This is a genomic window from Streptomyces sp. NPDC058674, assembly GCF_042716505.1.
Classification (GTDB): domain Bacteria; phylum Actinomycetota; class Actinomycetes; order Streptomycetales; family Streptomycetaceae; genus Streptomyces.
The window spans coordinates 36699-50330 of sequence record NZ_JBHXSC010000024.1 but is presented as its reverse complement, the minus strand read 5'-3'; the positions used below and the strand labels follow the sequence as shown (position 1 = coordinate 50330).

The 13632-nt window shown below is 73.5% G+C and carries 13 protein-coding genes and 1 pseudogene; 5 read left to right on the top strand and 9 right to left on the bottom strand.

Features of this window, described 5'->3' with window-relative positions; translation table 11 throughout:
• Nucleotides 1–16: 16 nt before the first annotated feature.
• Entirely contained in the window at nucleotides 17–748 is a 732-nt protein-coding gene (locus tag ACFWU6_RS15250; protein WP_383805907.1) for a hemolysin III family protein, read from the bottom strand.
• A gap of 219 nt (nucleotides 749–967) precedes the next feature.
• On the opposite strand from ACFWU6_RS15250, the gene ACFWU6_RS15245 reads away from it, so the two are divergent.
• Nucleotides 968–2806 carry a phosphoenolpyruvate carboxykinase (GTP) gene (locus tag ACFWU6_RS15245; RefSeq protein ID WP_383805909.1) on the top strand — a complete coding sequence of 613 codons (1839 nt, stop codon included), beginning with the start codon at nucleotides 968–970 and terminating at the stop codon, nucleotides 2804–2806.
• A gap of 74 nt (nucleotides 2807–2880) precedes the next feature.
• Here ACFWU6_RS15245 and ACFWU6_RS15240 read toward each other — a convergent pair whose 3' ends face one another.
• Genes ACFWU6_RS15240 through ACFWU6_RS15225 form a run of 4 tightly spaced genes read right to left on the bottom strand, consistent with a single transcriptional unit; the run spans nucleotide 2881 to nucleotide 7403 of the window.
• Nucleotides 2881–3486: a hypothetical protein gene (locus tag ACFWU6_RS15240; RefSeq protein WP_383981290.1), complete on the bottom strand. Its 606-nt coding sequence runs from the start codon at nucleotides 3484–3486 to the stop codon at nucleotides 2881–2883.
• On the bottom strand, nucleotides 3473–5122 hold the full coding sequence (locus ACFWU6_RS15235; RefSeq protein ID WP_383981289.1) for a substrate-binding domain-containing protein: 1650 nt from the start codon (nucleotides 5120–5122) through the stop codon (nucleotides 3473–3475). The genes ACFWU6_RS15240 and ACFWU6_RS15235 overlap by 14 nt, the downstream gene beginning before the upstream one ends.
• Nucleotides 5119–6306 carry a toxic anion resistance protein gene (locus tag ACFWU6_RS15230; RefSeq protein ID WP_383981287.1) on the bottom strand — a complete coding sequence of 396 codons (1188 nt, stop codon included), beginning with the start codon at nucleotides 6304–6306 and terminating at the stop codon, nucleotides 5119–5121. The genes ACFWU6_RS15235 and ACFWU6_RS15230 overlap by 4 nt, the downstream gene beginning before the upstream one ends.
• On the bottom strand, nucleotides 6303–7403 hold the full coding sequence (locus ACFWU6_RS15225; protein WP_383981285.1) for a hypothetical protein: 1101 nt from the start codon (nucleotides 7401–7403) through the stop codon (nucleotides 6303–6305). Before ACFWU6_RS15225 ends, ACFWU6_RS15230 begins: the two co-directional genes overlap by 4 nt.
• A gap of 143 nt (nucleotides 7404–7546) precedes the next feature.
• Between ACFWU6_RS15225 and ACFWU6_RS15220 the strand changes: the two genes are divergently transcribed.
• Nucleotides 7547–7981, top strand: a complete 435-nt coding sequence (locus tag ACFWU6_RS15220; protein ID WP_383981283.1) for a hypothetical protein — start codon at nucleotides 7547–7549, stop codon at nucleotides 7979–7981.
• A gap of 397 nt (nucleotides 7982–8378) precedes the next feature.
• On the opposite strand, the gene ACFWU6_RS15215 is transcribed toward ACFWU6_RS15220, so the two are convergent.
• Together ACFWU6_RS15215 and ACFWU6_RS15210 are read right to left on the bottom strand one after the other, a co-directional pair.
• Nucleotides 8379–8771: a hypothetical protein gene (locus tag ACFWU6_RS15215; protein WP_383805920.1), complete on the bottom strand. Its 393-nt coding sequence runs from the start codon at nucleotides 8769–8771 to the stop codon at nucleotides 8379–8381.
• Nucleotides 8772–8871: 100 nt separating this feature from the next.
• On the bottom strand, nucleotides 8872–10083 hold the full coding sequence (locus ACFWU6_RS15210) for a pyridoxal phosphate-dependent aminotransferase (RefSeq protein WP_383981281.1): 1212 nt from the start codon (nucleotides 10081–10083) through the stop codon (nucleotides 8872–8874).
• Between the two features lie 333 nt (nucleotides 10084–10416).
• Here ACFWU6_RS15210 and ACFWU6_RS15205 point away from each other — a divergent pair, with 333 nt between their 5' ends.
• Together ACFWU6_RS15205 and ACFWU6_RS15200 are read left to right on the top strand one after the other, a co-directional pair.
• The gene (locus ACFWU6_RS15205; RefSeq protein WP_383805923.1) at nucleotides 10417–10560 is read left to right on the top strand and encodes a hypothetical protein; all 144 of its coding nucleotides are present in this window, start codon (nucleotides 10417–10419) and stop codon (nucleotides 10558–10560) included.
• A 259-nt stretch (nucleotides 10561–10819) separates the two neighbouring features.
• Nucleotides 10820–11374, top strand: coding sequence for a GNAT family N-acetyltransferase (locus tag ACFWU6_RS15200; RefSeq protein ID WP_383805925.1), 555 nt, complete (start codon nucleotides 10820–10822; stop codon nucleotides 11372–11374).
• 252 nt (nucleotides 11375–11626) lie between these two features.
• Here the strand turns inward: ACFWU6_RS15200 and ACFWU6_RS15195 are convergent, their stop codons facing one another.
• Complete coding sequence (locus ACFWU6_RS15195) at nucleotides 11627–12073, bottom strand: nitroreductase/quinone reductase family protein (RefSeq protein WP_383805926.1); 447 nt, start codon at nucleotides 12071–12073, stop codon at nucleotides 11627–11629.
• 107 nt (nucleotides 12074–12180) lie between these two features.
• Between ACFWU6_RS15195 and ACFWU6_RS15190 the strand changes: the two genes are divergently transcribed.
• Nucleotides 12181–13236 carry a LysR family transcriptional regulator gene (locus tag ACFWU6_RS15190; protein ID WP_383805928.1) on the top strand — a complete coding sequence of 352 codons (1056 nt, stop codon included), beginning with the start codon at nucleotides 12181–12183 and terminating at the stop codon, nucleotides 13234–13236.
• Here ACFWU6_RS15190 and ACFWU6_RS15185 read toward each other — a convergent pair.
• Nucleotides 13170–13598, bottom strand: a pseudogene (locus ACFWU6_RS15185) (peptidylprolyl isomerase); the annotation flags it as partial. The gene ACFWU6_RS15190 and the pseudogene ACFWU6_RS15185 overlap by 67 nt on opposite strands.
• Nucleotides 13599–13632: the final 34 nt, after the last annotated feature.

Genomic DNA, 13632 nt, shown 5'->3' with positions numbered 1-13632 from the left:
GCCCCGGGCCCGCCGTTCAGTGGGAGTAGGCGGCCATCGAGATGCCGACGTAGTGCGCCACGAAGGCCGCCAGCGTCAGGGAGTGGAAGACCTCGTGGAAGCCGAAGAAGCGGGGGGAGGGGTTGGGCCGCTTCATCCCGTAGATGACCCCTCCCGCGCTGTAGAGCAGCCCGCCGACGATCACCAGGACGAGGACCGCGATGCCGCCGGTGCGCATGAAGTCGGGGAGGAAGAAGACGGCCGCCCAGCCCATGGCGATGTAGCAGGGGGTGTAGAGCCAGCGCGGGGCGCCCACCCAGAAGACCCGGAAGGCGATGCCGGCGCCGGCCGCGATCCACACCGACCAGAGCAGGGTCCGCCCGGTGGACGGCGGGAGCAGCAGGACGGTGAGCGGGGTGTAGGTGCCCGCGATGATCAGGAAGATGTTGGCGTGGTCGAGCCGCCGCAGGACGGCTTCGCCGCGCGGCCCCCACGTCCCGCGGTGGTAGACCGCGCTGACGCCGAAGAGCATGCAGGCGGTCAGGATGTAGACGCCGCAGGCCACGCGCGCCTCGGTCGTATCGGTGAAGGCCATGAGGACGAGGCCCGCGACGAGCACGGCGGGGAACATTCCCAAGTGGAGCCAGCCGCGCAGCAGCGGCTTGTGCTCCAGGGCCGATTCGACGGCTTCCACGGCCTCGACGACCGGGTGGGCCGGATCGGCCGGGACGGCCTCGGAGGCCGGTGGGGCTGCGGCATCAGAAGTCATGGCCACATGCTACCTACGGGTCCGTAGGTTTCCGTTGGTCCTCTTTACGGAAGATTGACGGACGTGGCGATGCTCACGTGAGAGGCCCTCTGGACATATGCGCACATGCACCGGATGATCAGATGAGTGCGGTCGGCACCGGATGAGCGGAGCGCGAAGCGTCCGGGTCGCAGCCCCCACGGGGCAAACACCAAACAAACCCCTCAACAAGGAGCAATCGTGGCGCGCGACAACGCGGCTCCCACCAGTTCGACCATCCCCACCAGGCACTCAGGGCTGATCTCCTGGGTGGACGAGATCGCTGCCCTCACCCAGCCGGACCGCGTCGTCTGGTGCGACGGCTCCGAGGCCGAGTACGAGCGCCTGTGCGAGGAGCTCGTCGCCAAGGGCACGTTCACGAAGCTCGACGACACCAAGCGCCCCAACTCGTACTACGCCGCTTCCGACCCCTCCGACGTCGCGCGCGTCGAGGACCGGACCTTCATCTGCTCCGAGAAGGAGGAGGACGCGGGCCCCACGAACCACTGGAAGGCCCCGGCCGAGATGAAGGAGCTCTTCATCGGCGCAGAGGGCGGGCAGGGGATATTCCGCGGTTCCATGAAGGGCCGGACGCTCTACGTCGTCCCCTTCTGCATGGGTCCCCTCGGCTCCGAGCTCTCCGCGATCGGCGTCGAGATCACCGACTCCGCCTACGTCGCGGTCGCCATGCGCACCATGACCCGCATGGGCCAGGCCGTGCTGGACGAGCTCGGCACCGACGGCTTCTTCGTCAAGGCCGTCCACACCCTCGGCGCCCCGCTCGCCGAGGGCGAGGCCGACGTCGCCTGGCCGTGCAACACCACCAAGTACATCTCGCACTTCCCGGAGACCCGCGAGATCTGGTCCTACGGCTCCGGCTACGGCGGCAACGCCCTGCTCGGCAAGAAGTGCTACGCCCTGCGCATCGCGTCCGTGATGGCCCGCGACGAGGGCTGGCTCGCCGAGCACATGCTGATCCTCAAGCTGACCCCGCCGCAGGGTGAGGCCAAGTACATCGCCGCCGCCTTCCCCTCCGCCTGCGGCAAGACGAACCTCGCCATGCTGGAGCCCACGATCCCCGGCTGGACCGTCGAGACCGTCGGCGACGACATCGCCTGGATGCGCTTCGGCGAGGACGGCCGCCTGTACGCGATCAACCCGGAGGCCGGCTTCTTCGGCGTCGCCCCCGGCACCGGCGAGCACACCAACGCCAACGCCATGAAGACCATGTACGCCAACACCGTCTTCACCAACGTCGCGCTCACCGACGACGGCGACGTGTGGTGGGAGGGCATGACCGAGACGTCGCCCGCCCACCTGACGGACTGGAAGGGCAACGACTGGACCCCGGACTCCCCGACCCCGGCGGCCCACCCCAACGCCCGCTTCGCCGTCCCGGCCTCCCAGTGCCCGACGATCGCCCCCGAGTGGGAGGACCCCAAGGGCGTCCCGATCTCCGCGATCCTCTTCGGCGGCCGCCGCGCCTCCGCCGTCCCGCTGGTCACCGAGTCCTTCGACTGGAACCACGGCGTCTTCATCGGCTCGAACATCGCCTCCGAGAAGACCGCCGCCGCCGAGGGCAAGGTCGGCGAGCTGCGCCGCGACCCGTTCGCCATGCTGCCGTTCTGCGGCTACAACATGGGCGACTACATGGGCCACTGGGTCGACGTGGCCAAGGACAAGGACCAGTCCAAGCTCCCGAAGATCTACTACGTGAACTGGTTCCGCAAGGACGACGCGGGCAAGTTCGTGTGGCCCGGCTTCGGTGAGAACAGCCGTGTCCTGAAGTGGATCGTCGGGCGCCTCGACGGCACCGCCGAGGGCGTCGAGACCCCCATCGGCGTCCTGCCGACCGTGGACTCCCTCGACACCGACGGCCTGGACCTGCCGACCGCCGACCTGGAGTTCCTCCTCACGGTCGACAAGGAGATCTGGCGCGACGAGGCCGCGCTCGTCCCCGAGCACCTGAACACCTACGGCGACCACACTCCCAAGGAGCTGTGGGACCAGTACCACGCGCTCGTCGAGCGCCTGGGCTGACCGCCCGCCCCGGCACCGGGGCCATGGATGTGGGAACCCCCGACCAAGCGGTTCCCGCCGCAGCACCCGGCCCGTCAGGAGCGACCCCGGTCCTCCAGATAGACCGTGTGCGTCTGCTGACGGCGGGCCTCCACCTCGTGGAGGCCCGCCGTTACGCGTTCCGCCTCGTCGTACAGCGCCGACAGCTGGCGCTCCAGGTGCCGCTCGGGCGACTCCCCGCCCGGCGACAGCCGCGTCCACCAGCGCGTCCGGTGGTAGGTGTCCACGCACTCCGGCAGGTCCGTGCGGACCGCCCGCGACAGCACGTGCACCGACTCCGGCTCGACGGCCAGCACGTCGGCCGCCCACCCGGGATGCAGCAGTGCCGCGTACAGCTCCAACAGCCCGGTGAGCCGGCCCCCGGCCGCCGGGGGGAGCTCCACCTCCGCCAGGTACGCCCGCAGCCGCCCGAAGTCCTCCCGTACGACGCCCAGCTGCTCGGCCGGATCGGGCACGGACGGCGGGGCGATGCGCTCCGGCGGGGCGATCAGCGCGCCCGCCCCGTACAGCCCGGCGACCACCAGCGGCCAGTACGGGCCGGCCGCCCCGGTGAGGGCGAGGCCCACCCCCGCCACCCCGCCGGCCGAACCCGCCAGGTTCTTCGCGGACTCCAGGTACCGCAGCGCCCTACTGGTAGCCACGGATCTCCTCGAAGGCGCCGTTCAGCGAATCCTTCCCGTCGGTGGCGTCGAAGAGCCGCCCGCCGGTCAGTTCCGTGATGTGGGTGAGCTCCTTGCGGTCCGAGTCGCCGAACAGCACCGCGAAGACAGGGGTGCGCCTCTGCTCCTCGGACAGCGTGCCGTAGAAGGCGTCGAAGTCCTGCGCACGGTCGCCGCTGCGCCCGTCCGTCATCAGCACGATCGAGGTGAACGCGTCCGAACCGCCCTGCCCCAGGTGCCGGTACGCGGCCTTGAGGCTGGCGTACACCGCGGTGCCCCCCGCCGGCTCCAGCCCCTGCACGTCACCGCGGATCGCGTCCAGGGCCGCGCCCGGATCACCCGGCTCGACGACGTGCGTCAGCACCTCCTTCACCTTGTCCCCGAAGGGCAGCAGCGTCACCTCCTCACGGTCGCGGAACCGCTGTCCGGTCCCCGAACTCCCGGTGCCCGTCAGCTCCGTGAGCGCCGCCTTGAGCCGCCCGATGCGGTCCTCCTCGCCCATCGAGCCCGAGGTGTCCAGCACGTAGACGGTCCGCGAGGGCCGCCGCAGCTCGTTCTCGTAGCTCGCCAGCAGCCCGTCGGCGACCGACCGCGAACCGGGGAAGGGCAGCTCGCGGCGCACCTGCGCGTCGAGGCCGGCCGCCGGCGCCACCCCGGGTGCCACCGGCCGCCGGAAGGTCTGCTCCGTGATCGCCCGCTGCGCCTCGGTACCGCGCAGCCACTCCGTCAGCGCCCGCCCCGACTCGCGCGCCCCGGGCGGGGCGGACGTCAGCAGCGTCAGCGGATAGCGGGCGGTGACCACGCCGTCGCGCGGGCGGACCACCGTCAGGCCGGCCTTCGCGTCCCGGTTCGCGGACAGCAGCACCGACTCGTAGTTGACCAGCGCGTCCACGTCCCCGCGCCTCGCGTACGCCGAGGCGAGCCAGCCCGAGGAGCCCGAGGTGAGCTTCTGCCCGGCGAAGAACTCCTTCAGCCGCGGCGCGGCCGCCCCCACGTCCGCGTCCGTCAGCGCGGCCTGCGCCCCCGACAGGGCCGAGGCCACCGAGACCAGCGCGGAGAAACCGGAGTTGGAGCGCACCGGATCGGTCATCCCGTACGTCAGCCGCCCCGCGGCCACCGCCTCGTGGACCGCCGACCAGGTGACCTCCTCGGGCTTCCAGCCGAGCCGGGCCAGCGCCTGCGGCTTCACGCCGACGGCGACGGGGGAGGACATCACCGGGGTCTCGTTGGCGAGCTTCCCGGCGGCCTCCGGGCGCAGCCGCAGGTAGTCGTTGGAGGAGAGCCAGACCGCGTCGTACGCGCCGTCCGCCTTCCCGGAGGCGACCTGCTCGGCGGCGTCGAGGGTGCCGGACCACGTCAGCTTCACCTTGACCCCCGTGGCCTTCTCCGCCCGGTCGAGCACCGGCTGCATGTCGGCCAGCTCGCTGGAGGCCAGGACGCGCAGCGTCCCCTCTCGGTACGGGGCCCCGCCCTGCTCCCGCGCCGACCTGTCCTGCTCCGCGGACCCTCCGGTGGAACACCCGGTCGCGGCCCCGAGCAGCGCGAGCGCGAGGACCACCGCGGTCCCGGCCCGCCGGGCCGCCCGCGGCCGGGCGGATCCCGTGGCGGCCGGCCTCACCGGGCACCGCCGTCGAGCGCGCCCGCGGAGCGGGTGCGGGCCAGGTGGGCGGAGGCGTTCTGCAACTCGCCCGTCAGGGACTCCACGGTGGCGGCCATGTTCTCGGCGGCCCGCACCTTGAACGTGTCGATCGCGTCGAGCGTCCGGTAGATCTGCGCGAAGGCGGTGCGCAGCGTCTCCGCGCCCACCGCCGGGTCCGCGGCGATCCGCTGGATCTCGCCGCTCTGCGTGGACAGCATCTCGGCATTGCCCCGGATCAGGTCCTCGGTGGTGGTGCGCAACGTGTCCACCTGCTCGGCCACCCTGCGCTGGCTGTCGAGGGCGGACGCCAGCATCACCGCGATCCGCAGGGCCGAGACGGTGGTGCTCGCGGCCCGGTCGACGCCCTTGACCAGCTCGTCGTTGGTGCGCCGGACCACGTCCATCGCCAGATAGCCCTGGGCGCAGACCGCCAGCTGGGTCAGCAGGTCCTGGTGCTTCTGCCGTACGGGGAAGAGGACGTCGGCGCGCATCGCGTCGGCCTGCTGCGGGTCGGTGCGCTCCGCTTCGGCGATCCGCTGTTCGACGGCCGCGTCCAGGGCCTCGGTGAGGACCGCGTACTCCTGGAGCCTGCCCATGGTCTCCCACAGGCCGGCCCGCTCGGTGTGCAGGGCGGCGTTGTCGCGCCGCAGTTCGTCCTGGCCGCTGCGCAGCGCGCCCACGATCTTGTTCAGGGTCGCCTGGGAGGAGGCGTACGCGGCGACGTGGTCGCGCAGCCGGTTGCCGCCGGGCAGCCTGGACAGCAGCCGGCGCACCCCCTTGGCGGGCGCGTCCCGCGGGTCGAGGTCCTCGACGGTGCGCCGCAGTTCGACCAGTGAGCCGGCCACCCGGGCTTGGGCGTCGCCGCCCCCGTCGGCGCCGAGGGAGCGTACGGTGCGGTCCAGCATGCGGTTGGACTGCCGGGCGGCGGAGCGGATGTCGGCGGAGCCGAGCCCGGTGATCTCGCCGATGCGCTGGGCGAACTCGGGGGAGCGGGCGTCGATCCCGGCGAGCGAGCCGACGTACTCCCCGGCCCGGCGGGCCATCTCCTCGCGGACCCCGTCCTGGAGCGGGACGAGCCCGGAGGCCTGCTCCCGGCGGACGGGGGCGACGGGCTCGGGTGCGGTGAGGACGAGCGCGTCGTCCCCGGGCGGTGTCGGTGTCACGGTGTGTCCCCCTGCCCCTTGGCGCGCGCGGCCAGCGCCATCAGGTTCTTGACGGTCGGGGTGCCGACCTGGCGGATGCCGGTCAGCCCCGGATTGAGGTAGGCGGCGTGCGGGGCGGTGGCGGCGGTGAACTCCGGTACGCCGTCCTGCGGGCGGAAGCCGTGGCGCAGGGCCAGGGCGCGCAGGGTCGGATCGGTGACGAGGAGGGTGCCGAGCTCCCGGGCCCCGTCGCCGATCGGCACGAAGGTGTGGGCGGTGTTGACGGTGGTGTCCGGGTAGAGGACCACCATGTCGGCGACGTTCCCCGCTCCCTGCTTCTGCATCAGCAGCGAGGCCACCTGGGACTCGTAGACGAGGATGAGCGGTTCGCCGCTGCCGCTGATGAAGGCCCGGAAGGGGTCGTCGGTGCTGGGTTCCAGGGCGCCCTGCACGGAGATCAGCTTGTGCATCAGGGGCGCGGTGCGGGTGATGGCGGCGTCGTCGGCGACGATGTTGCCGCCGTTCGCCACGGCGGAGGCGACGGCGAGGAAGAGGGCACCGGAGTTGGAGGTGGCCGGGTCGGTGGTCTTGACGAACACCGTGCCGGTGAGCTCGGGGTGGGCGGCGGAGCCGGACAGCTGCTGCCAGGTGCGGTCCTCGGCGGCGGCCTTGAGGAAGGGGCCCATCAGGAGGGTCCCGGAGTTCTTGCCGGTCTTCCTCGCGAGCCCGTTGTCGGTGAGGACGCGGGCGGCGCCGGCGCGGGCGATGACGACGAGCGGGGAGTAGAAGGGCCGGGTCTCCTGCGCGCCCTGCACGCCGGCCGCGGCCTCGATCTCCTTGGCCGGCTCACTGCTGCTGGGGAAGGCGAAGTCGAACTCCCGCAGGGCCAGCCTCTCCATCGCCCAGGAGCCGGAGGTCTCGGTCTTCACGGTGTAGCCCTGTGCGGCAAGGGCTTTGACGACGTCGGGATCGCGGAAGAAGTCGGACTTCTCCGATCCGATGACGCCGCGCACGGTCTTCGTTGCCGTGGTGTGCGGGCCCTGTTCCCTGACGAGGACGACGACTGCGACGCCGCCGATCAGGAGGAGGCCCAGGAGGATTCCCAGGATGCGTCTCACGGGTGCAGCCTGCTCGCGGAAACCCACATTCCGCGGCGGGCCGGGTGAACGCCGGGTGTCCAGGCGGTCCCACTTCGAAATGCTGTGTGGGCCCGTGGGTGCTGGTGGGCGCGGCGGCGGCCCGGGAGGATCGGTGCATGGGCGTGAGCGCGTTGAAGTGGCAGGGCTGGCTGGTCGGGCTGGTGACGCTGGCCGGACTGCTGGTGTTCGCCCCGCTGGGGCTGTACGTGTGGGCCAGCGGCGGCCCGTCGGACGGGGCCGGGGCGCCGCGCCCGGCGCTGGAGGGCGTACGGGTCACCGGCTGCCGAATCGATCCGGCAAGCCGGCGGGTGGTGGCCGGGGTGGAGGCGGCGGGGCGGCCCGAGGGGCCGGGTGCGTACGTGGTGACGGTGGAGTTCCGCGACACCGCGCGGGCGGAGCCGGGCGGCCGCTCCGCGGAGTCCCTGGTCCGCATCCCGGGGGTGGCGGTCACGGCGACGGAGCACGCCGAGGCCCTGGGCCCGGTCTGGCCGGTCGCCACGGTCCCGTGGTGCGGGGCCGCGGCGGCGACGTTCACACCGACGGAACCCCGGCCCTGACGCCCCGGCGCGCGACCGGTACCCCGGCCGGGGCCGTGGTGACCCGCGGGGTCACGCGGACTGTCGGGCTTTCCGTGGCGGGTCCGACGCTTGCCTCGGGCGGGAGCGTGGTGATCCGCGGGGTCACGCGGGGACGGTCGGGCTTCCCGTGGCGGGTCCGGCGCTTGCCTCGGGCGGGAGCGTGGTGATCCGCGGGGTCACGCGGGGACGGTCGGGCTTCCCGTGGCGGGTCCGGTGCGTGTCCCGGGCGGGGGTGTGGGACCGGCGGGGTCGCGCGGGGCCGTCGGGCCTGCCGTGGCGGTCCGGTGTGTCCCGGGCGGGGGTGGGGGTGCGTCGGGCTCCCCGCGAGGGGCAGTGGCACCCGGTCCGGGGCCTCAGCGGCCGCGGACCGGGGCCGTCAGTGGGCGCCGGCCAGGTCCAGGGACTCCATGGCGGCGGCGTGGGCGTCCATGCGCTCGGCGGCGAGGATCGCGACGGTGGTGTCGGCGCGCGACGCGGCGACGAGCAGGACGCGGGCTGCGAGGTCGTGCGCGCGCTGGTGCAGGCCGGCGCTCTCCGCGGCGTCGTGCCGCGGGCTCCGCGGGGGCTGGGCGCCGCGCAGGCGGGCCACCTGGGCGGCGATCGCGTCCGCGCCCTCGTGGAGCCCGAGCTCCTCGGTCACGGCGAGCAGGGCCGCGAGGTGCCCGGCGAGCTGGATGTCCAGCGCTTCGCCGCGGCTGATGTGCGGCTGGTCGGCCTCGACGTCGCCCATGCGGTGGGCGACCGGCCTGGTGCGGATCGGCTCGTACATGAGGAGGCCTCCTGCGTGGGTCAGGAGACCATCCTACATTGGATCGCGTCTAAAGTTGAGTTCGATCCTGGATTCCCGCCGTGGGCGGCCGGGGCCCCGGTCAGTGCTGGCTGTAGCCGTCCAGGAAGTTCCCGATCCGGGTCACGGCGTCCGCCAGGTCCTTGGCGTTGGGCAGCGTCACGATCCTGAAGTGGTCGGGCTCCGGCCAGTTGAAGCCCGTACCGTGCACGACCATGATCTTCTCGGCCCGCAGCAGGTCCAGGACCATCTGCCGGTCGTCCTTGATCTTGTAGACCGACGGGTCCAGCCGCGGGAAGGCGTACAGCGCGCCCTTCGGCTTCACGCAGGTGACCCCGGGAATCCGGGTCAGCAGGTCGTACGCGACGTTGCGCTGCTCCAGGATCCGCCCCCCGGGCAGCACCAGGTCCTCGATCGACTGCCGGCCGCCGAGGGCGGTGGCCACGGCGTGCTGCGAGGGCATGTTCGCGCACAGCCGCATGTTCGCCAGGATCGTCAGGCCCTCGATGTACGAGGCCGCGTGCTTCTTGGGGCCGCAGACCGCCATCCAGCCGGCCCGGTAGCCGGCGACGCGGTAGTTCTTCGACAGCCCGTTGAAGGTGAGCGTCAGCAGGTCGGGCGCGACCACGGCGGTGTTCGTGTGCGTGGTGCCGTCGTAGAGGATCCGGTCGTAGATCTCGTCCGAGCAGACGACCAGGTTGTGGCGGCGCGCGATGTCCGTCAGCCCGCGCAGCATCTCGTCGTCGTAGACGGCGCCGGTCGGGTTGTTCGGGTTGATGATCACGATCGCGCGGGTGCGGTCGGTGACCTTGCGCTCGATGTCGGCGAGGTCCGGCATCCAGTCGGACTGCTCGTCGCAGCGGTAGTGCACGGCGGTGCCGCCGGCCAGCGAGACCGAGGCCGTCCACAGCGGGTAGTCCGGCGCCGGGACCAGGACCTCGTCGCCGTCGTCGAGCAGTGCCTGCATGGACATCTGGATCAGCTCGGAGACGCCGTTGCCGAGGTAGATGTCCTCGACGTCCAGTGCGATGCCCTTGGTCTGGTAGTGCTGCATGACCGCGCGGCGCGCGGAGAGCAGCCCCTTCGCGTCCCCGTACCCGTGGGCGGTGCCCAGGTTGCGGAGCATGTCCTCGAGGATCTCCGGCGGGCACTCGAAGCCGAAGGCCGCGGGGTTGCCGGTGTTCAGCTTGAGGATGCGATGACCTGCCGCTTCGAGCCGCATCGCCTCTTCGAGGACGGGTCCGCGGATCTCGTAGCAGACATTGGCGAGTTTCGTTGACTGGATCACCTGCATGACGGGAGCTTACGGGGCCCCGGTGCGGGCTGTCCTGGGCATTCGGGCGGCAGACCACAGGGCGAAATGTCCTGTTTCGGGTAATCGGTGGGTCGCGGTCCGCCCCACCCTTGGAATCCGGGGCCGGGTCGCGCTCCGGCCTGCGGAATGGGTGAGGGCGGCGGGTGCCCGAAAAAGGGGTGTTGCGCTCGTCACCCCGGGTCCCCGGCGGTCCTCCCGCGCGGCGCGCGCCGTCCGGCGCCCCCGCCGGATCGGCCCCCCGGGCGCCGCCGGGTCCGCCGTCTGAGTACGCGCACTCATGCGGCCGCGCGGACCCGCGGGCAGGCTGGGTCCATGCAGCGGAGCGAGTGGAAGCCGGCGGACCACCGACTGGTCGCGGAGCGGGTCGGCGCGGCGGTCCTGGCCCTGGCCGCGTCCCTCCTCGCGGCGGGGGCGATCGCCGTTGTCTCGGTGGTCCTGGCGTACGCCCTGGCCTGACGGTCCCGGCGGTCGCCCCGGGCCGGCCGGGCTGTCGAGCCGGCCCGGCGCCGTCCAGGGGGTGCGGGTGCGGCTCGACGCACGGGGGGCCGACGCGGTCGGCCGGCGCGGCACGCGCACCGGCAGCGGACGGCCCCCCGATCCGCTCCGACGCCCGCGACGTGCCGGTGACCGTCCACGACCACGGGTGAGGCGACCGGGGGCCGCAGCCGTCTCCCGCGTCCCCGACATGCCGGTGTGGCCGTGGCAGCATCGGCCCATGCGCTACCGACACGCGACCGGGGCCGACGCGCCCGCCATGGCCGCGCTCCTCGCCGCCAACCAGCACGACGCCCTGACGGAGGAACAGCGGCGCGCCCAGGGGTTCGTGCAGGGCGGCTTCGGGGAGGACGCGCTGCGCGCCATGGCCCGCGCCGGAGAGCTGTTCGTCGCGGACGACGCCGGCCGGGTGGCCGGCCTCCTCGCCCTCTCGGCCGCCGCGGACCTGCCGGACCCGCCCCCGCCGGTTCGCGCGCTCCTCGACGCGCAGGACGCGCTGCGCTGGGAGGGCCGCCCGCTCAGCGCGGTGCGCTGGCTGCTGTACGGCCCGGTGGTGGTCGACGCGGCCTTCCGCCGCCGCGGCGTCGCCCGCGCCCTGTTCACGACGGCCGTCGCCGAGGCGGCCGGACGCGCCGAGGCCGTCGTGGCCTTCGTCGAGGCGGACAACGCCCCGTCCCGGCGGGTGCACGTCGACGGCTTCGGCATGACCCCGCTCGGCGACTACGAGGCCGGCGGCCGCACCTACACCGCCCTGGCCGCCCCCGCGTCCGTCTGACGCGTCGGACGGGAGCCGACCAGTCCTGCGAACGGATGGCGACACCGCCGAGGGACCCGCCCCGGGCACCGGCCGGTACGGAGACCCGGCCCCCGTCCGCGCGCTGTTGCCCGCCCCGCCGGGAGGCCGGACGGCCCGGCCCGGCGCGGCCGCGGCGTTCCCGCCGCGCGGACGGGCAGGGCGTGCGCACCGGCCGGCCACGCGCCCGGGACCGCGGTCCCGCGGCGCCGGCGGGGCCCGGGCGGCCGCCCGTCAGAACGGTTCGAGGATGACCAGCGGGATCTCCCTGGCCGTGCCCGCCTGGTCCTCCTCGTACGCCGGCCACAGACCCGTCATCAGGTACCAGTACGTGTCCCGCTCGGCCGCGTCGGCCGTGCGGGCCACGGCCTTGCGGACCGTCGCGCCCGCCTGGAAGCGGACCTCGGGGTGGACGGTCAGGTTGCGGTACCAGGAGGGGTGGTGCGGGGCGCCGTAGCCCGAGGCCACCAGGACGACGCGGCCCGCGTCCACGCCGTAGACCAGCGGGGTGCGGACGACGCGGCCGGTGGTCCGGTGGACCGTGCTCAGCAGGAGGGTGCGCACCCCGTGCCAGAGGTGGCCGTCGGCGCCCGCCGTGGCGGCGTAGGCGCGGACGTGGTCGAGCTGCGGGCCGGGGCGCGGGTCGACGGGGTGCTCCCAGTCGACGTCGAGTGCGTGCATGTGCCTGTCCTTCGGGTCGTGGCCCCCCGGCGGCTAACGAGCATCCACCGATTCCGGATGCGGCCGACCCGTAGCGCCCGCCCACTGGTCTGAACCAAGCTCGTGGAATGGACCTGGAGCTGAGGCACCTCAAGATCGTCAGAGCCGTGGCGGACGCCGGCAGCCTGACCCGGGCCGCCACCGCGCTCGGGCTCGCCCAGCCCGCGCTCAGCACGCAGCTGAAGCGGATCGAGCGGGCGCTGGGCGGAGCCCTGTTCGTGCGCGGTCGGGAGGGCGTACGGGCCACCCCGCTCGGGGAGCTGGTCCTGGACCGGGCCCGCGTCGTCCTGCCGGCGGTGTGCGAACTCCAGGAGGAGGCCGTGCGGTTCGCCCGCCAAGGCGCGCGGGGCCACCGGCTCGGGGGGACCCACGGGCCGCTGCTCGGCGGCCTGGTGGACCGGCTCGCGCACGAGGAGCCCGGCCTGCCCGTGACCACGTACACCTCCTGGTCCGAGCGGGAGGTCGCGGGGAGCGTCGCCGACGGGCGGCTCGACTACGCCCTGGTCGGGGTCTGCGGGGAGAGCGCGCCGCCCGAGCCGGACCGCCTCGCGTGGAGGGAGGTGGCGCGGGACGCGGTGTACGTGATGCTCGCCGAGGACCACCCGCTGACGGCCCGGGCGGAGATCGGCCTGGGCGAACTGGCCGCCGAGGCCTGGACCGACGTGCCGGGGGACGGGTGCTTCGGGGACTGCTTCGCGGCGGCGTGCGTCCGGGCCGGCTTCACGCCCGCCTGCGTCTACGAGACCGACACCGCCTCCTGCGTGCACCTGGTGCAGGTGGGGAGGGCGGTCGGGCTGTGCCGGGCCACCTTCCCCGTCACCCCGGGGGTGGTCACCCGGCCGCTCGCCGGGACCCCGCTGGTGTGGCGGCACCTGCTGGGCTGGCACCCGGCGGCGCGGGCCGCGGCCCGGGCGCCCGAGGTCCTGGCCCACGCCCGGGCCGCGCACGCCCAGGCCCTGGCCCGGTCGGCCGGGGCCGCCGCCGGTCAGGCCAGCAGCTCGGCCTTCTCGATGACGACCGGCACCACGGGGACGTCGCCGTGCCCGCCCGCGCGGCCGGTCTTGACGGCGGCGATGGAGTCCACGACGTCGTGGCCGGCGGTGACGGCGCCGAAGACGGCGTAGCCGAAGCCGCCGGGGGTGGTGGACCGGTGGTCCAGCGAGGCGTTGTCCGCGGTGTTGACGTAGAACTGCGCGGTCGCCGAGTGGGGGGCGCTCGTACGGGCCATGGCGACGGTGTACGCGAGGTTCTTCAGGCCGTTCGCCGCTTCGTTCTCGATCGGCGCCCGGGTGGGCTTCTGGTTCATCTCGGGGGTGAAGCCGCCGCCCTGGTTCATGAAGCCGGGGATCACGCGGTGGAAGACCGTACCGTCGTAGTGGCCGCTCGCCACGTACGCGAGGAAGTTCGCGACGCTCGCCGGCGCCCGCTCCTCGTCGAGGTCGAGCACGATCGCGCCGAGGCTGGTGGTCAGCTGTACCTGGGGCATGGAGGTGCGGTCCCTTCTGGTGCTGAAACGTGCC